General features: G+C 51.4%; 18 protein-coding genes and 1 pseudogene. 3 read left to right on the top strand and 16 right to left on the bottom strand.

Annotated elements, in window-relative coordinates:
- Window positions 1–223: pseudogene (locus BM091_RS13930) on the top strand (hypothetical protein); the annotation flags it as partial.
- A gap of 435 nt (window positions 224–658) precedes the next feature.
- A complete protein-coding gene (locus tag BM091_RS08125; protein WP_093394873.1) occupies window positions 659–2,614 on the top strand; it encodes a secretin and TonB N-terminal domain-containing protein in 1,956 nt (651 codons plus the stop codon).
- 52 nt (window positions 2,615–2,666) lie between these two features.
- On the opposite strand, the gene BM091_RS08120 is transcribed toward BM091_RS08125, so the two are convergent.
- Window positions 2,667–3,056, bottom strand: a complete 390-nt coding sequence (locus BM091_RS08120; protein WP_093394871.1) for a type IV pilin protein — start codon at window positions 3,054–3,056, stop codon at window positions 2,667–2,669.
- Between the two features lie 535 nt (window positions 3,057–3,591).
- On the bottom strand, window positions 3,592–4,005 hold the full coding sequence (locus BM091_RS14505; RefSeq protein WP_342745458.1) for a prepilin-type N-terminal cleavage/methylation domain-containing protein: 414 nt from the start codon (window positions 4,003–4,005) through the stop codon (window positions 3,592–3,594).
- A 706-nt stretch (window positions 4,006–4,711) separates the two neighbouring features.
- Here BM091_RS14505 and BM091_RS08105 point away from each other — a divergent pair.
- Window positions 4,712–5,659: a lysylphosphatidylglycerol synthase transmembrane domain-containing protein gene (locus BM091_RS08105; RefSeq protein ID WP_177193587.1), complete on the top strand. Its 948-nt coding sequence runs from the start codon at window positions 4,712–4,714 to the stop codon at window positions 5,657–5,659.
- Window positions 5,660–5,723: 64 nt separating this feature from the next.
- On the opposite strand, the gene BM091_RS14410 is transcribed toward BM091_RS08105, so the two are convergent.
- From BM091_RS14410 to BM091_RS08035, 14 genes are all read right to left on the bottom strand, one after another.
- A complete protein-coding gene (locus BM091_RS14410; protein ID WP_093394865.1) occupies window positions 5,724–6,200 on the bottom strand; it encodes a type IV pilin protein in 477 nt (158 codons plus the stop codon).
- Window positions 6,194–6,598 carry a hypothetical protein gene (locus BM091_RS08095; RefSeq protein WP_093394864.1) on the bottom strand — a complete coding sequence of 135 codons (405 nt, stop codon included), beginning with the start codon at window positions 6,596–6,598 and terminating at the stop codon, window positions 6,194–6,196. Before BM091_RS08095 ends, BM091_RS14410 begins: the two co-directional genes overlap by 7 nt.
- 25 nt (window positions 6,599–6,623) lie before the next feature.
- Entirely contained in the window at window positions 6,624–9,944 is a 3,321-nt protein-coding gene (locus BM091_RS08090; RefSeq protein WP_093394862.1) for a PilC/PilY family type IV pilus protein, read from the bottom strand.
- Between the two features lie 18 nt (window positions 9,945–9,962).
- A complete protein-coding gene (locus BM091_RS08085) occupies window positions 9,963–10,442 on the bottom strand; it encodes a hypothetical protein (protein ID WP_093394860.1) in 480 nt (159 codons plus the stop codon).
- 18 nt (window positions 10,443–10,460) lie between these two features.
- Entirely contained in the window at window positions 10,461–10,841 is a 381-nt protein-coding gene (locus BM091_RS08080) for a type IV pilus modification PilV family protein (RefSeq protein WP_093394859.1), read from the bottom strand.
- 5 nt (window positions 10,842–10,846) lie between these two features.
- Window positions 10,847–11,518: a prepilin-type N-terminal cleavage/methylation domain-containing protein gene (locus BM091_RS08075; protein WP_093394857.1), complete on the bottom strand. Its 672-nt coding sequence runs from the start codon at window positions 11,516–11,518 to the stop codon at window positions 10,847–10,849.
- Window positions 11,515–12,018, bottom strand: a complete 504-nt coding sequence (locus BM091_RS08070) for a pilus assembly FimT family protein (RefSeq protein WP_093394856.1) — start codon at window positions 12,016–12,018, stop codon at window positions 11,515–11,517. The genes BM091_RS08075 and BM091_RS08070 overlap by 4 nt, the downstream gene beginning before the upstream one ends.
- Before the next feature lie 262 nt (window positions 12,019–12,280).
- Complete coding sequence (locus BM091_RS08065) at window positions 12,281–13,024, bottom strand: hypothetical protein (protein ID WP_093394854.1); 744 nt, start codon at window positions 13,022–13,024, stop codon at window positions 12,281–12,283.
- 15 nt (window positions 13,025–13,039) lie between these two features.
- Window positions 13,040–13,600: a hypothetical protein gene (locus BM091_RS08060; protein WP_093394852.1), complete on the bottom strand. Its 561-nt coding sequence runs from the start codon at window positions 13,598–13,600 to the stop codon at window positions 13,040–13,042.
- A 128-nt stretch (window positions 13,601–13,728) separates the two neighbouring features.
- Window positions 13,729–14,529: a lipopolysaccharide kinase InaA family protein gene (locus tag BM091_RS08055; RefSeq protein ID WP_177193586.1), complete on the bottom strand. Its 801-nt coding sequence runs from the start codon at window positions 14,527–14,529 to the stop codon at window positions 13,729–13,731.
- Window positions 14,530–14,680: 151 nt separating this feature from the next.
- Window positions 14,681–15,835: a glycosyltransferase family 9 protein gene (locus tag BM091_RS08050; protein ID WP_093394849.1), complete on the bottom strand. Its 1,155-nt coding sequence runs from the start codon at window positions 15,833–15,835 to the stop codon at window positions 14,681–14,683.
- A gap of 27 nt (window positions 15,836–15,862) precedes the next feature.
- Window positions 15,863–16,495 carry a DUF8196 domain-containing protein gene (locus BM091_RS08045; RefSeq protein ID WP_093394848.1) on the bottom strand — a complete coding sequence of 211 codons (633 nt, stop codon included), beginning with the start codon at window positions 16,493–16,495 and terminating at the stop codon, window positions 15,863–15,865.
- Window positions 16,496–16,661: 166 nt separating this feature from the next.
- On the bottom strand, window positions 16,662–17,705 hold the full coding sequence (waaF, locus tag BM091_RS08040) for a lipopolysaccharide heptosyltransferase II (RefSeq protein ID WP_093394846.1): 1,044 nt from the start codon (window positions 17,703–17,705) through the stop codon (window positions 16,662–16,664).
- A 6-nt stretch (window positions 17,706–17,711) separates the two neighbouring features.
- Window positions 17,712–18,917 (bottom strand): ABC transporter substrate-binding protein, encoded by a 1,206-nt coding sequence (locus BM091_RS08035; RefSeq protein ID WP_093394845.1) that lies wholly within the window; start codon window positions 18,915–18,917, stop codon window positions 17,712–17,714.
- Window positions 18,918–18,930 lie beyond the last annotated feature (13 nt).

Here is an 18,930-nt window from a genome sequence, read left to right as displayed (position 1 = left end):
CAACTTTCTCTGGATGCTCGTTGCGATATTCACGACCCTTACGGGAGTGGTGATAGGCTTTGCCTACTGGGACAGAAGAACCATCATAAGGAAGGCAAGAGACGAGGCCGTTGAAACCATCGAAAAGCAGGGAAAACTGGTCGATGTGATCAGAGCCCTGAGAAAACTCGCAGAAGAAGACAAAAAAGTTGCAAACATCCTGAAAACCTTCGGATTACTCTGAAGACAGACTCCCATTAATACGACGAAAAATCTGAAGCTTTTAGCTCAAACGCCCTTAAAGCCCCCATATAAGCGCAAATACTTTCACAAAAAATGAACATTCCTCTCCCGGGGGGTTGTACTTCACGGTCTGGAGCGAGCTTTCGCAGAATAAACCGTTCGCAACACAGATCCACCCGAAATACGTCAATGAAAATGAAAGTTGAGGTGCTAATCTGTTGACCTTCGAGATTATTTTGAGATAGAAGAATAAACATCCGAACTTTATTTTGGCGCAGTTGCAAAAGGGGCTGAAATCGGGGTTTGCGGGCAAATGGCTGGTCTATTTGTATGGTTCGTCGGTAGAAAGTCGGGATTTTTAATCTCGCCATCAGGATCTCTATGCTACGCAACCCCACTGTTGTCTTTAAACCACTGGACGGGTGAGGAGTAAGAAATGAACCATAAAAGAAAAGGCTATTATCCTGCGTTCGTACTGGTCTTATTGCCTTTATTTTTGTTTTCCCGCCCGCCGGCTTCTTATCCCGCGGCACAGGGTCCCCGGTTGTTAAAAATCGGAGCCATGGAGGGGGATAAGTTCGTTCAGATCGAGCTGGTAGCAAGCGGAGAAATTGGAGATCTGATCTTTGACGGAAGGGCCGACAGCTCCAGCCTCAGCATCTTTATTCCCAACGCATCTTTCAGCGCCCCCAAGGCATGGGTCAGAACGGGATCCGAAGTTCTCAAGCGCCTCAAGGTCCAGTCCACGAAAGGCGGTGTACGGATCACGGGTCAGGCCGAAAAACCCTGGACCAGTTCGGCAGTGAGAAAAGATGGGGCCCACGCCTACCTTCGACTTTACTTTGACGACAACTCGGATGCACCCCGCGTCACCATTCCTGCTCCGGCAATCCCTGTTGCATCTCGTGAGCAGACGTTTCAGCAACAGCCCGTAGCAGAAATGAGGGAAGAAGAAATCGAAAAGCTTCTGGAACAGCTTGGGCCGGTCCCTGGTCCGGGAGCAGTTCCGGGCACGGAAAAGCAGTACTTAGGGGCACCCATAAGTCTGGATCTCGTCGATGCCGACATCAAAAACGTCGTACGGCTCATCGCAGAAATCAGCGGAACGAACATAGTTGTGGACCCTCAGGTTCAGGGCCGAATTACCATGAAGGTGGAAAACGTCCCCTGGGATCAGGTCCTGGACATGATTCTTGAGGCGAACGATCTGGGAACCAAACGCCAGGGAAACGTCATAAGGATAACGACTAAAGAAAAGCTTCAAAAAGAAATCGAACTGGATCAGGCTCTGGCGGAAGCACAGTTAAAGCTCTTTGAAAAACGAGCAGAACTGGAAGCCAAGAAGAAAGATCGGGGACCGATAGAAACGGCTTTTATTCCCATTTATTACCTTGTGGGCGTCTCCGCTCCGGGTGAAGTCCAGACGGAAAAAGAGACCACTGCAATCACGCTGGCGGGTACGAGTGTCACCACCAAAGAAACCAAAAAACCTCTCATCGTTGCTCTACTTCAGCCCCTTTTGAGCGAAAAGGGCCAGATGGTTTACGATTCCAGTAGAAGGATGTTGATCGTCAGGGACTACAGCAGCAGGATAGCGGAAATCAGAAAAGTCATAGCCCAGCTCGACCGCCCGCCCGAACAGGTCAAGCTGGAACTTCGCATAGTCGAAGCAATAACCAGCTTCACCAAGGCTCTGGGCATAAACTGGGGTTTCAGTTACCAAAACACGGGAAACCATTCCTTCTCGCCCTCTTTTGACATCAACTTTCCCATAGATACCGTAACCAGCAGCCTCAGCTTCGGCTGGAGTCTTCTCAAGGGTCAAAGCATTTTCAACATCGACATGGCAATAAACGCCTCAAAGGAACTGGGCAAGACGAAGCTGTTAGCCGCCCCCGTCGTTTACACCATGACCAATCAGGAAGCAAAAATTACGCAGGGAACTGAAATCCCGGTACTCGAAATGACCGAATATGGTGAGCTGGCGGTAGAATATAAGGATGTCATACTGGAACTTACCATCGTTCCCAGCGTTACTCCTGATAAAAGGATTCTCATGAACATACACGCCCGTAAGCAGGACATCGGTCAGGATCGGATTCTGGCCGAAGCCGCAGGTCTCAAGGCCGTGGATATTCTGAAAAAGACTCTGGATACCAACGTTCTGGTTGACGACGGAACCATCGTCGTAATAGGCGGCGTTCTCAGGGAAGACAAGCGCTACACAAGACGGGGCACGCCCGGTCTTGAAAGGTTGCCGGTTTTCGGCTGGCTCTTCAAAAGCTACGAAAAGGATTATCAGACCGAAGAGCTTTTAATATTCATTTCACCGAAGATAATAGAGCTTCCCGCAATCTCCACGGCAGCAGCATACGGAGAATCGACAAGATAGAGAAAGGGTCGGGTGGTCCCCACCCGACCCTTCAAATAAGTCGCTTTCGATACTATCCACACACCGGAGCGCTGCAGTAAATCTCACCGGTCTCAAAGGTGCAAAGGCTACTGCAGGTCTGACCGCTTTCGGTAACACCTTCCGCCGTTGCCGTGAAAGAATCACAGGATCCGTCACCACTTACCCTGACACTGGTAAGATGCGGTCCGGTGCCGGAGAAATTGCAGGCCGAAAGACCGCTGAGATCCGCATCGGGATTGGTGTCGCAGGAAACTCTGGCTTCCATCACGCAGGCCCGGGCAAAGCCGACGAGATCCTTGGACCTTGCCTTGTTTTTGTAGTAATTGAAAGGAATCATTGCAACGGCGGTGAGAATAGCAATGATACCCACTACTATCATAAGCTCAACGAGGGTAAATCCCCCACTTTGCAGATTCTTCATGACTCCCCCCCTTAAACCAGCCTGATCTACCGTCCCCGCACGGGCTCTAGCAAAAGAGATGCCACCTATTGAGCCCGGACAGCACTGAGGCGTCTCTTAAAAAGGCCGTTCCGAAAATTGCCGGCACTCCTGTCCCGTGGGGATGGGTCAGCCCAAAGGTGCCCGTCATCCCGGGAAAGGTACGAAAACGAACCACCGTTCTACCGGTACTGCCGTCAGGGGGTCGTCAAAAGGTGCGGGCAATTACAGGACCCTGAAGCCTATTTTGTTTGGTCAACTTCTAGTAAACCCCGACCCTCCGCCTCAGCCCGTTTGCCGGGCTCTATCCGGCAAATCGGGGAAGACGGGACAAAAAAACGGCCGAAGGGAGATAGTTTCAGGGCTATTGAAAGTAAAGTAAAGTAAAGTAAAGAGGGGGGTGCAGGCGCCGGGCCTGTCCGGGAAATAAAACAGCCCCCACGAGGGGGGCTTCGGTAAAGCCTGCGGTGAAGCCGATCACGCCACAGAACGCAACCGGCCACACCGGAAGAAATCATTAGCCACAGGTAGGCGCAGCACAGCTTATGTCGTCATCGGTAGCGTTGTAACTACAAACAGCCGTACATTCAGTCTCGTCATCCAGCGTTCCCGTAGCCGTAGCAGTAAAATCATCATTGCATGCGGAAAAAGTAGTCTCCACGCCCGCACTTGTAATATACTTACTGCTCGCACCACTAACAGTGCAGGCTTCCAGAGTGCTTGCATCGGTAAAGTCGGGATCAGATTCACACTGAGCCCTTGCTTCCATGACACAGGCTCTGGCAAAACCGACCAGTTCCTTCGCCTTGGACTTCCTCTTGTAGGAGTGGTACTGCGTCATCGCCACGGCGGCCAGGATTGCGATGATCGCAATGACGATCATCAACTCAATGAGCGTGAAACCTTTTTGATTGGACCTTCTGATCATCATAACAAAACCTCCTTTTGATTAACGTTTTAGTTCAAACGGTCAATAGTCACATGAGCAACATACATGCCAACAATCCTATCAGAATCCGACAGAACAATTTACAATCATTACAACAGGTTATGCAGGTACGAACCACCCCGCCGGATCTTTTTACGAAAAGGATACCCCTGCTGTGCCAAAAAAGGTCATGTGGCTGACTTTATTTGTCATATAAAGTTATCCTCGTCCATAAGCCTTATCATCTCTGCATTTTTACAGGTACGAGGCATCCCTTTTGCCGGACTTCTGACACTTTGCGACACCATAAAAAAGCAGGAAGGAATGGACTTTCGGCCGGGCAAGAAATCGGCAGGTAAGGAAGGCGCCGGCTAAAGGGCGCCTTCCTCTGGAAAAGGCTTTGAAAGCATCAGAAAGACAAATTTCGCTCAGTCCGGGCGGGACTTTGATCGTCCCGCGACGCCCCCTGTCACTTTACTGATCACGATGAGAGCCCAGACCGTAGGGGCAACAGGGATGAAGACGCCTGTTCGCCTTCGAAAGGGTTAATCCCATTAAGGGAACTCGAGTAACAAAATGATCAGTTGTAAGGTCTCCTGCTCCGTCTTTAAAAAACTTTTCAACAAAAAAAACCAGCGCTATTCTGGTACGGGGATTTTTTCCACGAATTGCTCAGTAAGTGCCCCGAACCGGCATTGCCGGCCCGGCCGTGGAGGGAAATAAGATAAAGAGTAGATCAGGATTACGCAATTTAGTATTTTTCCTGTTTCGAGCGCTATTAAGCGGGTTTCTCATCGTTCTGATCCTGCGAAAAGTCGATCCCGGAGAGATTCTGGAAAATCTGAGGGCTTTTCCGGCATCGATGTGGTTTGCGGCATTTGCACTTTTTTTATTCGTTCAGTTTTTGAGTTCTTTGAGGTGGAAGATTCTGGCAGAGAGCCTGGGCATAAAAGAGGGCCTATCTTTTCTTTTTCCCTGTGCTCTTTCTGCAAACTTCTTCAGCCTTTTTCTTCCCGGCACGGTAACGGGAGACGTTATAAAGTTGCTTTATCTGGGAAGGCGCGGACACGGGAAGGCAGGAATCGCCGCATCGATTCTGCTGGACCGCGTTTTCGGCCTTTTTTCTCTGGTGGTGATTCTGGGGCTGAGCCCTGTCGATCCCGTATTAAGGAGCAGGGTCCCTTTTATGAGCCATCTGGCCGTCGTGTGCCTGAGCCTGGGAGCTCTTTTTCTGACTCTTCCTCTCTGGTGGGAAAGGGTGTTCAGACTGCTGAGTTCCCGTTTTTCCTTTTATCCCCGGGAATTCGTAACACTGAAGACCACCGGTTTTTTCGCCGCCTTTGCAGTCAGCCTGTCCTGTCAGGTCATAAGTGCCGGGGCACATTACATTATTTCCCTGGGGCTGGGTCTTGGAGTGACGCCCTGTTTCTTCGTCTTTGCGGTTCCCGCTGTGGGGATTCTCACGGCAGTTCCCGTTTCTCTTCACGGAATAGGAATCCGGGAGGGCGGTTTCGTATGGGCTCTGGGGCTCGTGGGAATTGAGCCGGAAAAGGCGCTGGCACTGAGCATCACGGCCTACTCGGCGGCATTCGTCGTGGGGCTTTGCGGGGGAGTGGTTTATCCTTTTTTGAGGGCTTCCAGAACTTCGAACGATTAAGGGTTGCCCGAAAAGGGACCTGACCACCGGGCAACCCTTATCCTCTTGTGGCTTTTTTCATACTTCAGAATACGTTTTTCAGCACTCCCGTGCCTGCGGTCTGAACCGGTGTGCAGGCTTCGTCGGGTTCGTCACGACTGCAGGAAAGCCTCCATTCAAGGTGCCATTCCCCTTCCGCTTCGTTTTCGGCAACGATGGTGTACCCGTCGTCGTCGGCATCCTCTACCCGAAGGACGATGCGCCGGCGTGCATCTTTGTCTTCGTGTATCACGAAGCTGTTGTCCTCTTCGCCGTCGTTATAGCGCGGAAGGTCTTCGATTGTGGCAGCATAGGTACCCCGTTCGGCCCGGTATTGCTCCTGAGCAACCCTTGCGGCCAGCAGTGCCTGTATCAGGTCGGATTCGAAGGAAGATCTCGTATAGTTTCGATACCAGCGGGTGGCCACCGCGGCCAGCACGGCGATAATCGCAATGGCCACCATGAGCTCAATGAGACTGAAGCCTTTTTTATTGCGAACTGTGGGCTTTAAAAAAATCACCATGTGTCCCTCTTCCTTCCCGAAAAAATTTGAATTTCCTCGAGTTTACCTTTCTTATAGACGAGATCAACCGGAGAGCCCGGAACGAGATCATCACAGGACCCGTTCTTTCTGGTCACGAGATCACCGTTTACCTGCATGATAAAAACGATTTCGTCGCCACACTTTTCCGTAACCGTCTCTCCGTCCTGCGTCTCAAAGACCACCGTCTTTCCGGATTTAGCCGTCCCGGGAACAGGACCCTTCACAACGGCGGAGACCACATCCACATCGGAAGACTTTCCGGTGTAAAACAATCGTTCAAACTTTCCGGCCGGGAGTTCCCCGGTAATCACAAGCGTAATGAAGAGGAACGCCGGCAGAGCCATCGAAATCTTTCTGGATCCCCAAAATTTCTTCATATTCACCACCTCTCTCATTCTCTAACTACTTCATCTGCACATCCACATCGGTCCAGGTACCCTGACGCAGGGTAATGGGCTTAACATTGACCCGTATCTGCCTGGAAGTTTCCGTGGTGGTAGCAACAATCACCTGCTCCGTAAGCACTACAGGCTCGGAACCGGGAACACCGCTACCCAGTTTCATGGCCACAGGGGGCTTGCCTTCGACGAGATCGTTCTCGTCAAAGAGTCCGTCGTTGTTGATGTCAAAAAGAGGCTGGTCCAGTTCGTTCAGACAGCCTCTTCTCGCAGGCAGTCCGTAAAGCCAGGTTTCTCCCGTTCCCTCACACTCGTCTCCTGTAGGAACGAAGGTCAGGAAGAAAACGTATCCGCCGAAGAGGAGAGGTGGGGTAATTACCCGTTCTCCACCCGTCAAAGTAACCTTCCATCCGTTAGTGGCCAGTGTGCAACTGGTTGAAGAATCCGTAATCCTGTACTCACCCTCCGTGGTAAAACCACGATCTTCAAGATCGCCAAGTGTGAGGGTGGTTCCACTGTCTCTCATGCCTATGAGGTACTGTTCTGTGTTGTCGGTAAGATCGTCAATGTCCCAGTACTTTCCGGTTCCAAAGTAGAGCCACACACCGTTGTTGGTTGCGGCGGCCGTTACCGAAGCGGTTATCGGATGATCGGAACCGAGGTCAATCACTGCCTCCGAAGAAATCGTGCCGGTACAGGGATCCGACAGGCGCCACATCCTCCCGAGAAGATCACCAACGTAGAGTCTGTCGGCGGTCAAATCCTCGTTGAGATCCACGGCCGATCCGGGAGTTGCCGGCATATTGGCGCCCTCGCTTCCCAGATAAACCGTGGCTATCTCGGAACCACTGTCGATATTCACTGCTTTAAGGAAAGCTTTTTGATTGGCCCAGAGCTCAGGATCTTCCACATATCCCGAGGGCAAAAAGACCCTCCAGTCGCTTTCCCCACAGCGAACGAATTTTACCTCATTCCAGGTTTCTCCGAGACCGGGATCGCTGACGTGCCATTTTAAAGAAACGCTATCGGGGGCATTCGTTATGTCAAAGGCGAAATACTCCGATCCTCCTCTTCCCAGTCCAACGACCAGATAGGTGCTGTTCCCGACTTCCTGAATCGTCGGCGTCCCGTCAAAGAAGAATTCATGGCAGTAGGAATTGTAAAAGTAGTTTGAGGTTAAATAACGGGAGAGCACGCTTTCCGGAATGAACGCAAATTTCTCTTCTCCGGTGTTAACGTCGAAGGCATGGAGCATTCCGTCGTTTGCCGTAACCCAAATAAGGTCTCCTGATATTCTGGGTTCGCTGGAGATAATGTCGCCGAGAGGCCTTTCCCGGAGTCTGAAGTCACCCTGGGGCATGTCGCCACATCCCATCTCACCGCGTATGAACTTTACCTGATCTTCCGTAAGTCCCCCGACGGCACCGGTAAAATCAAGCAACTGCGTTCCGTTCTGATATTTAATATTTCTCGTTTCTCCACAGGGTAGCGTTGAAGTGGTGTTCCAGCCATCCTCCATACTCCACCACTCGGCATCAGGGAGCTCGCCTTTAAGTATTTTTATAATCGATTCAATCTTCCCAACCGAATAATTGACGAGTGCCCCTTCGCCCATTTTGTCTCTGACCTGATCCTCGTTCTCGAGAAACTGCTGAAGGGCCTCGTAGTTTATAGGCTCGGGTTTATCGAGATTTCCGTCCCCGTCCATATCCTCGGGAATGTCGAGGTGTCCATCGCCGTCCAGATCCTCCGCAACATCCAGGTTGCCGTCTCCGTCAACATCTTCGCCGGGATCGAGCTGACCGTTTCCGTTGGTATCCTCATCAACATCCAGATGGCCGTCCGAGTCCCTGTCTTCGTACTCCGTATCGAGCTTTCCATCGCCGTCACGATCTTCATCAAGAATGTCGAGTTTTCCGTCACCGTCTTCGTCGGTGAAGTAGTTCCAGCGTGCGAGGTTGCGAACTTCAGAGGGTGAATGACAGTTGGCGCATCCGTAAGTAAAGCTTGAGGTACTTACCTCACCGGTCCAGTCCGTCAGGTTAAAGGCCGTATAGACCACGGTATTCCCAAGAGCAGTTCTTCGGGCTGCACCGCTTCCCGTTTTGAAAACGGTCTGCTTGATTTCATAGATAATCTCCCGAAGTGTTTCCGCAAGCTCCTGAGGGTTTCGAGCAATGTACGGATCGGGAACTCCATCGTTGTCGTTGTCCTTATGGAGTGCATAAGTATTGTCTCCGTCGGCATACTGGTTGGCAACACGGGCCATCTCCCGGAGCTGCGAATCTTCGTCCTCGGGCAGATTAAACCCCACGGCTATAGGGGTTACACCTGATTGTACAAGATCGATGGTTCTCTGGCGGACGTTGTCCACGGTAGAGTCAATATTTCCGATACCGTCGGTAAGGAAAATGACGAACTTTTTTGAGCAACGGCCGGGCGTGTAGTAATCGCCGTCCACATCCGGCTTTTGCCGGTTAAAGTATTTCCTGGCGGCAATGATGGAAGGAGAAAAGGGCGTTCCCTGCATGGCGTGAACCCGGTAACAGCCGTCACATCCGGAGATGGGTTCATGAGCTACATTGTCAATGGCATCAACCAGTTCCTGAAAGTGCTCCTCGCTGAAAGCTTCAACGCCCTCATAAATGCGGGTGTAATTGGCGTACTGCCCAAAAGTGGCCTTGAAAAAACCAAGACCCATGGCAAGGCTTGCGTCGGCTACCAGTCTTTTTATAGCATTTGCCACAACCTCAATGCGCGTCGTGTTGAGATAGTTACCGAGTAAAACGGTATCGTTTTCGTAAAGCTTAGGGATTTCCTGGGACGCATAGGGCGGAGTATCGTGGTCGTCGTGATAAGACCACTCGGCAATTCCGTAATTTTCAAGAATATCGTCGATATATACCGAACGGGGATTTGCTGTTCCCGGACAGTGGCTGTTAAGGGGAGTCCTGTTTATATCGTCGGGCGATTCCCAACAGGGGTAAACTACAAAATATCCACTGTCATAATAGGCTCTTCTATTATAGACGTAACCCTCTCGTCCGAGGTCGGTATAATGGCCCTGATAGGTCGTACTGGGGTCATAAACGGGTGACCAGTCAGGCCTGAGGCCATAGCCCATGGAACCGGAAAGGTCCACGATCATCAGGATGTCTGGCGCAACATAACGGCCCAGATAGAGAGGCACTTCTCCGCACACCGAATCTTCGTCGGCAAAGGCGTTCCCGGAGGTTCGAAGGAGACCGTAAGAAGCCAGAGCAATTCCGACGATTATAAGCACCCAGGGCCAGAGTTTTTTTACATTTTTCTTTGAGCCTCTCATAGCTTTCCTCCGTTTTTCCTACATAACGCAGACCTGACGGGCTCTTTCACTTTGGTCGGGGTTGGGTACCGAACGAAGCGCCATGACCTTCACGAGCACGCCGTAGGGACCACTGGCCGCAACTTCAAACTTGTAGCAACACCTGTCGTCGCCGTTACAAAGAGTCGTAAACCCGAGGTTTGTCACCTCAACGTCAACGGATATCGACTCGGTTCCGAAAGGTACCGCAACATCGGTCGCCTTTTTTTCCCCGTCATTCGCTTCTTCAACGGGGGGCAGGAAGTTAGCCACCGCCCACCTTGTGCCCGCTTCGGCGGCGTAGAAGTACTTGGCAAATTCGTACTGGGCACCTGATCCTTTGATATCCATGGACACGTCGTGGGCAACCCATAGAGCCACACCTATACTTACCAGGGTGATTAAAAGGACCAGCAAAAGTACAGAGCCCTTTTGGTCTGATAATCCCCTGTGCGGAAAGGCTGTGTTCTTTATCTTCATAACCAATCACCCCTTGCCCTACTCATCCCTGAACTTGTATATGCTTGCGCCAACCGAATGCCTGTACTGATCCCAGGCAAGAGATATGTATATCTGCCCCAATTTCGGGCTATGCTCTATGTATTCACACCTTACTCGATAACGCTTACCAAAGTGCTCGACTTCTGATGGAACCTCATCACACACATTCGGCAGATCTGCGAAAGAAGCCGCCGAAACGTAGCGCTCGAAGAGGTTGCTCAGGGCGAAAACTCCGTTGGTAAGCTCTCCGGCATAGCGGGACCCAGTCCCGTAGCGGGCAAACATAGCCGTAGTCGCCAGGGCGATTATAGCAAAGACCAGCATTGCCATGAGAAGCTCTATGATACTGTATCCGGTGTTTTTACAATGGCCTTTCATGGTTATTAACCTTCTCCGATGTACTTGTTACGGATGGCGGCAAATCCTTCAACGTAACGCCTTACGAAACTGTCATTAAAGGGGCCACAATCCTCAATGCGGTCATAAACGGTATCGTCAGTATATCCCCTGACTTCACGGGACGATCTCACAACGGTGCGGACTTCGACGAAAACCACGTTATCCGGATCTGCAACGGGCGCGGCAAGCTCATTTCCGTTACGATCGTAATAAACAAAGGTGAAGCAGTCCACCTGAATACCGGTATCATCACCGCCGATAAAATCCTCAAAGTCGTCTGCCTGACTACCTTTCCGCTCGATTGATTTCTCATCCTCCACGAACTGGTAGGATATCTCCTCGTCGGCATCATCACAGTCTCCGTCGCCGTTTACGTCCATCCTGACGGTAATTTGATCGCTCTTGGCGTCGGCAACGGGACTACACGCACCTACCTTACCGTTGGGAAAAGAATCGGCCATGCGAATGTCCCTTATCATGATCTCCAGAGCAGATCTGACCCCTTCCTGCATAAAGGAAGCCTCATGGACGTGCCTGACGGCTCCGAAGATTGGCAGGAAGAAAGAGTAAACGGCTCCGGCAAGAACCATTCCTAAAAGGAGCACGACCAGAAGCTCCATCAGCGTAAAACCACAAATATCGGTCTTTCCCTTCATGATACCTTCTCCACCCTTACCCTTCCCGTTCTCGAAACGCTAATCCTGAAATCGTCAACGGTTACAGTACCTGCCGCAAAAGCATTTGAGGTCGTTTTGGGAAAACCTCTTCTGAATATGACAAAATTACCTTCCGTAAAATCGAAATCCACGTTTTCGGCCTTTTCCAGGGTCATGGTCTGGAGAAAGAGGTCTCCACCAGGGGTATCACTATCGCAGGAGTTTGAAGAATTCTGGTCGGCACAAACGCGAAGAGTACGGCTATCCGAATCATAAGTTACTATTACGCCGTTAGGGTATGTGTAGGATGCCGTACGTGCGAAATAAAAAGCCGATGCAACAGCCTGGGCCGTACTGCGGTTGTCATAGACCCTTTTTATACGGCGTATTTCAGGATAAGCCACAAAAGAGCTCACAATAACCATGATTGCAATAACTACAAGGGCTTCGATAACCGTAAAACCGGCCTTTTCCCTATTTATTCTGCGGAAAACAGACATGAGAGACTTCCTTCTTCTAATGGTTCTGTTCAACGGTTCGATTTAATGTTACGTGTTCAGGTCTGTAGGCGTCAACTTCTGGAACCGGCCTTCACGATATTTTCACGATGGGGTTCCCGGTGTTTCATTAACGCCCTTTTCGGTGCAAAGGAGCTAAGGGGAAAGGGGTGAGTTTTCGTTGCCCCCAGATCGGATGACGCTCCCGATTTTATAATCCTTTTAACGATGTACGGATGTATGCGGTGTTAATAATGTAAGGAAGTTAAAATCGTATTAGGGCAATAAGCACGGCAAGAAAAGAAAAACCTATGCCCATAGTCCACTGGAGCATCCTAAAACGCCTTTCCACGGCCTCAAACCGCGCACCCATCTCCCGCTGAAGAGCTTCAAAACGCTTTTCGGTCGCCTCAAAGCGGGCATTCATCTCACGGTGCAATGCCTCAAGGCGCTTATCTATTGCCTCAAAACGCCTCTCCGTAGCCTCAAAGCGGGCGTTCATCTCGCGATGCAGCGCTTCAAGACGCTTATCCACGGCTTCAAGGCGGGCATCCACCTCCCGATGCAATGCTTCAAGGCGCTTATCAACGGCTTCAAGGCGGGCATCAATCTCACGATGCAGAGCCTCAAGGCGCTTATCTATTGCCTCAAAACGCCTCTCCGTAGCCTCAAAGCGGGCGTTCATCTCACGATGCAGGGCTTCAAAGCGGGTATTCATCTCAGTGTGAAGAGCACCGAGGCGAGCATCCAGCTCCCGCTGCAAAGACTCAAACCGCTTCTCCGTAGCCTCAAACCGCTCAAGCTCTATCACCCTCAGACTCTTGAGCTCCTCCTCAACACGAACAACCCGCTCAACCAGCGAAAGCTCCTTCGCCCTCTGCTCGTTCCTCATCACAAACTCGGCTATCCTCTCCGAAAAAAATTTCTCCCCCTCCTCCCGCAATATCCGCCTCACAACCTCCGCTATCCTCTCGTCAATCCGACTATCGTCGGAAAATTGCGACAGCACAGACAACCTCCTTAACTAAAGCCTCATCAGAGCTATCAACACGGCAAGAAAAGAAAAACCTATGCCCATAGTCCACTGGAGCATCCTAAAACGCCTTTCCACGGCCTCAAACCGCACACCCATCTCCCGCTGAAGAGCTTCAAAACGCCTGTCCATTGCTTCAAAACGCTTTTCGGTCGCCTCAAAGCGGGCGTTCATCTCACGATGCAATGCCTCAAAGCGCTTATCCACGGCTTCAAAGCGGGCGTTCATCTCACGATGCAGGGCTTCAAAGCGGGTATTCATCTCAGTGTGAAGAGCACCGAGGCGAGCATCCAGCTCCCGCTGCAAAGACTCAAACCGCTTCTCCGTAGCCTCAAACCGCTCAAGCTCTATCACCCTCAGACTCTTGAGCTCCTCCTCAACACGAACCACCCGCTCAACCAGCGAAAGCTCCTTCGCCCTCTGCTCGTTCCTCATCACAAACTCGGCTATCCTGTCCGAAAAAAACTTCTCCCCCTCCTCCCGCAATATCCGCCTCACAACCTCCGCTATCCTCTCATCAATCCGACTATCGTCGGAAAATTGCGATAGCACCTGTGACCTCCTTCTCCGAAACAGGAAAAATATTCCCGGTTTTGCTTATCGTTAACATCCTTGCGGCTTTTAAGTCAATTGAATGGTAGAGTGGATTATAATGAAAAAACGCCCAACATGATTCATCATTACTTCACAGCAGAGCGGCCACGACTTCGCCTATTATCGTGGCGCGCAATGCGTCTTCGCTTGATTTCAACGAGCATTAGGACCAGCCCCGGCGGAATTCCCCTCAGGGGAATTATCGGGTGTTTGAAGTAACCGCGGAAGAAGGCCCGTCGAAATTCACAGAAGCACCGAGGCGAAAGGAACGAAGAGGCAGAATACATGAGCTGTGAAAGATCCCGAAGGAGGCCGTAAAGGTCGGCACCGGGGAGTTTTGCCCGATAGACTCTCTGGAAGTCGATGAGGTGAATCCGATCCTTCGAAGGCTCGTAAAAGAGATGGGAAAAGTACAGGTCCCGGTGACGAAAACCGAGGCCGTGAAATTTTGCAACCGTATCCGAAAGCACCTTCACCACCTGCGGTGGCATGTGTCCTTTCAGGCTCAGGCTTAACTCTTCAAGAGAATACCCCGGGACACGACCGGTTATAACCGCCGCACGGACCGGCCGGTTCAAGAGACCGTCGTACTCCGTTATAAAAGCGGCGGGCTCGGGGGTATTGAACCCCAGAGATCTCAACTCGTGCAGCCTCAACCATTCCATGTACGGGGCTCTGGAATCACCCGGCCTAAGCCGGTGGAAAAGCTTTATAAAGAATTCACCGGCTTCGGATTTCCAGTATAAGATGCTCCTGCCCAGGGCATCCTTGCGAAAAATGCACCGGGAACCGGGAGGAGTCCATATGCGGTCTCCGGGGAGACTCAGAAGGACCTCTTTCAGTTTATCACCGTTGACAATCAGGTGATACAAGGCAATATCTTTCACCTCCGGGCAAATTCTTTTCCGGTATTATTCTAAAATCTGACGCAACCTTCACGCAATCGGGAATTTCCCGTGCTGGAAGGGCCTTTCATTATCAGTAGAGGATGCAGAAAGTTCTGACGACGGTTCTATCTCTTAAAGGGCTTTCCCACGGTTATTTCCAACCACGACAGCCCCTTCCATTCGTCCCGGGCACATTGCCGGTGGTGGTTCCATGAGTCAGCAGATCCAGGGTGCAGCGGAAAACCAGATAGGGAGATACGGAGGTTTCACAGAAGGAGTTTTCGGGGCAGGATTTCTTCAAACAGGGGCTGCAAGGCATGGGAGACTGAAGCGCTATGTGCTTTGTTACATTATCCGATGGGGGAGCATTTCTCCGGGCACCGGTTGCTCTGTAGATTGAAACGGTGGGAACACCCAGGAGGGCCGCCAGATGGACCGGCCCGGTATCGGGTCCTATCATGACGTCCACAAGATAGATCCCCGAGGCAAGGTCAATAAGGCCGCCACCCCTCCACAGAAGTACTTTGTCGGGGGTTGCATTTTTCAGGTAGCAGGCAACAGAGAATTCTTCGTCATTTCCCCAGAATACGACAATCCTTATATCCCTACTTTGAGCTTCGTGATGGTGCACCAGGAGCTCAATTAGTGTTTTCCACCCTTCCAGAGACCATCTTTTGGTTTCCCAGGTCGTGCCGGGCTGAAGGCCCACAATAAGGGCTTCCGGTGGAATTCCGAGAGACTTCAGCCGCCGTTTCTGCCGTTCAATAAAAGCTTCCGGCGGTCTCAAAGGACTTAGGGCGTTCCGGTAAAGGAAGTCAGGAGATCCGGCTCTATCGCCGGCAAGACTTCTGCAAATCTCGAGGGCTGCCATGATAAGGCGCTCTCTTATGGAAGTAACACCGGGTAAAAAACGAATTTTTCTGTTCGTTGCCAAAACGTTCGGCCATTCCCTGACATCATCAAAAGACCATCCGAATCTGGCAATTCCTCCGCTAAATAACGTAAAAAAACCGCTTTTACTGTTGCCCTGAAAATCAACCACCAGGTCGTAGTGCTCTCTGCGAAGAGTTTTTATAACCGATGAAATCTCTTTGAGCATTTGCGGACGGAAACGCTTTCTCCAGCCCCTCGTGTCAACGCTGATTACCCTGTCTATAAAAGGATGAAGGCGCAAAAGATCGGCAAAGCGGAGTTCCACAAGCCAGTGAATGCGCACGCCCGGAAGGTTATGCACAAAAATATCGACTACGGGCAGGGTGTGCACAATGTCCCCGAGAGAGCTCAGCTTAACTACAAGAATTTTCATATCATCATCGGTTTGAAATAGGGGATTTTAAGGCAGACCCACCTGGTCCTTGTTAACAAACTCCAGATACTCCCCACCAAGCTGAACCACCAGCCACCTCTTCCTAGTGGCAAGGTTTATTATCTCCTCCGTAAAATTAAAAGACGCTATAACCGGCACCACCTTCAAACCCTTATATTCCGGAAAATATTCAAAAAAATCCAACAGCATTTCCTCAAACTCACCCAAATACTCCCTCCGGTACCTCGACTTAACGTCTATTACAAACACATAATCACCTGCAACGGCAATCACATCGTACTCCCGCTCCCTACCACGAACCCTCTTCCGCCTCCTCAAAGACAGCTCCACCACCTCAAGCCCAAAAGCCCTCCTGATCGCATAAGGTATACCCGGCGCCACCACATCCTCAACCACCGTACCCAGCCTGCGGGCAAGCTCCCCCATCCGCTTGTTCATCTCATCCTTGAAAGCTTTCATCTCCTCCTTAAAAGCCCGCATCTCCTCTTTGAAGGCTCTCATCTCCTCTTTGAAGGCCCTGAGTTCAGCTTCCGTGCGCATCTGAGAATTGTACAGCTTGCTGAACTCTATACCCACAGTGCGGATAAACTCCTCTAAAACCTCCTCCAACCTGGATACCCTCTCGGCAACCTCTTCCATGTTCACCGACCTCCCGACAAAACCTGGTTTTCCAAAAAGCTGGAGACCATCGGCAGGCACCGTTTATATGATTCAACGTAACTATATCCCTCTATCAGAGGGAAATGAAACCGTAAAATCCTGAATACTTACAGGGCTTCGCTTCAGTACGTACGGGTTTTAAAAATCAGGTCAAATGCTTCCGGCGATTTTCCAAAAGCCCTACTATTTCCGACCATACTCTATCGGTTTTTATTGACGTCATGCAGCGGTGATCGGTGGGACAGGAGCGATGTTTACAGGGAGAGCAGGGAGCGTCTCCCTTCAGGGCCACGGCATTGGGATTTTTGGGAGCCGTTCTTTCGGGATCGGTGGGGCCGAAGATAACAATTACCGGGACCCCGAGTGCCGCCGCCGTGTGGGCAGCCCCGGAATCGTTCGCCACGACGAAGCCTGCACCGGCCTGAAGGGCCAGCATTTCTCTTATTGTGGTTTTGCCCGCAAGGTTCACCACCCCGGCTCGTCCGCTCATCCGAAGGACTTCATCACAAATGGAAAATTCGGCAGGCGAACCGGCAACGTAAACATACCAGCCCAGTTCTTCAACAAACCGCCGGGCAATCGCGGAAAAGCCTGAAGCGGGCCATCTTTTTGCCGTCCCGTATGCCGCTCCGGGATGAATCACGGCATAATGTCCTCTTTTTGCGGAAAGGTTGAGTTTTCTCGTAACACGTTCCCATTCCTCCACGGAAACATCAAGCCCGGGATAGGGTCTCGTTTCTCCAAGAGCCCGAAGACTTCCCTCCCATCTCACCACAGCTTCCCCTGCTATGAGGGTGAAAACATCCTGTTCGTGCAAAAAATTCTTCGGCGGTGCCGGAATGGGATTGCTCAAGAGGATTCTTCGGCCGTCGGTGGTCAACCCGAGCCTTTCTTCGGCACCTCCGAGAAAGGATTCAAGGGCGGAAGCAAATGAATTGGTGAAAAGCACGACCGATCGTGCCTTCATCTGCCGATAGGCGCAGGCTGCCTCAATGACCCTACTTAACCCCCGGTTCCTCAGGTCAACCCGCCCGACTCCCGAGAAACCGGCAAAGAGGTCGCAAATCCCGGAAGGCCCAACGATACAGCAGAAGCGGTGAGGGAAGGCGCGCAGGATGAGCTCAAGTGCCGGGGACGCCATCACGGCGTCCCCCAGCCAGTTGGGAAGTCTTACAAACAGGCCCTTCATTCTTCATTAAGGTTCTATCAGCTTCCAGCCACCGTCAACAACCTGCACCATGACCAGTGAATCCGTCCCCAGACCGTTGTGATCCTCCGGGGTCAGGTGGAAAATACCGCTTATGCCCACATAGCCGTCGATATTCTCGAGGGCATCTCGAATGGCTTCCCGGAACTGCCTGACGTCCTTCATTTTATCGGGTCCAACCCGTTTGATCGCTTCCGTCAGAAGCATTATGGCATCCCAGGCATAGCCGGAATGGGTGTTAATGGGATATTTTTCATCAAAATTATACTCTTCCTCGTACAGCCTCATAAATTCTTTTACCACAGGCTTCTGAGGGTCCGTGTCGGGGAGCTGGTCCGCCACCATAAGCCTCGTTGAGGGCATAATGCTACCGTTGGCGGCATCTCCGGCAAGCTCTACATACTTGGGATCGGGAAGACCGTGACACTGAATGAGGGGAATGGTTATGTCGAGCTGACGGACATTCCTGGCCACCTTTGCGCCGGCGGGCCCTATAGTCCAGCAGATAAGCGCCTCGGCATCGGTGTTTTTGATTTTTACCAGCTGGGCGGTCATATCGGGATCGTTCACACCAAAAGATTCGACGGCCACAATCTGAAGACCGTACTCAGGAGCAAGCTCCCTGAGCCACCTCAAGCCGTCCCGCCCGAAGCCGTCCGTTGCGTGGATCAGCGCTATCTTTTTAATGCCTCTTTTCTGCAGGTATCCGTAAATTTTTTTAACGGCCACGGAGGTGCGCTGAGGCGCTTTGAAAGTCCATCGGTAGGGACCGAACTTCCCTCCGGCTATTACGGGATCACCTCCCACGGTCATCACCGTGGGGATTCCGGACTGCTCGATATAAGGCTTTACGGCCATTCCCGTATCCGTCCTCGTCGGGCCTATCAGGGCTATGACCTTTTCCTGTTCAACAAGTCGCTTGGCCACAATAAGTGCCTTTGTGGGATCGCTCTCGGTATCACCGAACACGAGTTCCAGAGGATGGCCGTCAATTCCGCCTTCTTTGTTGATCTTATCCACGGCCATCTGAGCCACCAGCTTTGTGGGAGTTCCGATAGAGGATGCAGGGCCCGAAAGGGCGAAGAAAGCCCCGATTTTAATAGAAGCCTTCTCCTCGGCGGCGCAGTGGTCTCGAATACCTACGGCCACGAAGAATCCAAGTAATGCTACCAGTACCAGAATCTTTTTTTTCATGGTGCCCTCCTGC

The sequence above is a fragment of the Thermodesulforhabdus norvegica genome (assembly GCF_900114975.1).
GTDB lineage: Bacteria > Desulfobacterota > Syntrophobacteria > Syntrophobacterales > Thermodesulforhabdaceae > Thermodesulforhabdus > Thermodesulforhabdus norvegica.
The sequence above is the reverse complement of the archived record's forward strand: the minus strand, read 5'-3'. Positions and strand labels throughout refer to the sequence as shown.

Coding starts and splice junctions, on each gene's coding strand:
- BM091_RS08125 (WP_093394873.1), top strand. CDS start 659: ATGAACCATAAAAGAAAAGGCTATTATCCTGCGTTCGTACTGGTCTTA.
- BM091_RS08120 (WP_093394871.1), bottom strand. CDS start 3,056: ATGAAGAATCTGCAAAGTGGGGGATTTACCCTCGTTGAGCTTATGATA.
- BM091_RS14505 (WP_342745458.1), bottom strand. CDS start 4,005: ATGATGATCAGAAGGTCCAATCAAAAAGGTTTCACGCTCATTGAGTTG.
- BM091_RS14410 (WP_093394865.1), bottom strand. CDS start 6,200: ATGGTGATTTTTTTAAAGCCCACAGTTCGCAATAAAAAAGGCTTCAGT.
- BM091_RS08095 (WP_093394864.1), bottom strand. CDS start 6,598: ATGAAGAAATTTTGGGGATCCAGAAAGATTTCGATGGCTCTGCCGGCG.
- BM091_RS08090 (WP_093394862.1), bottom strand. CDS start 9,944: ATGAGAGGCTCAAAGAAAAATGTAAAAAAACTCTGGCCCTGGGTGCTT.
- BM091_RS08085 (WP_093394860.1), bottom strand. CDS start 10,442: ATGAAGATAAAGAACACAGCCTTTCCGCACAGGGGATTATCAGACCAA.
- BM091_RS08080 (WP_093394859.1), bottom strand. CDS start 10,841: ATGAAAGGCCATTGTAAAAACACCGGATACAGTATCATAGAGCTTCTC.
- BM091_RS08075 (WP_093394857.1), bottom strand. CDS start 11,518: ATGAAGGGAAAGACCGATATTTGTGGTTTTACGCTGATGGAGCTTCTG.
- BM091_RS08070 (WP_093394856.1), bottom strand. CDS start 12,018: ATGTCTGTTTTCCGCAGAATAAATAGGGAAAAGGCCGGTTTTACGGTT.
- BM091_RS08050 (WP_093394849.1), bottom strand. CDS start 15,835: ATGAAAATTCTTGTAGTTAAGCTGAGCTCTCTCGGGGACATTGTGCAC.
- BM091_RS08045 (WP_093394848.1), bottom strand. CDS start 16,495: ATGGAAGAGGTTGCCGAGAGGGTATCCAGGTTGGAGGAGGTTTTAGAG.
- waaF (WP_093394846.1), bottom strand. CDS start 17,705: ATGAAGGGCCTGTTTGTAAGACTTCCCAACTGGCTGGGGGACGCCGTG.
- BM091_RS08035 (WP_093394845.1), bottom strand. CDS start 18,917: ATGAAAAAAAAGATTCTGGTACTGGTAGCATTACTTGGATTCTTCGTG.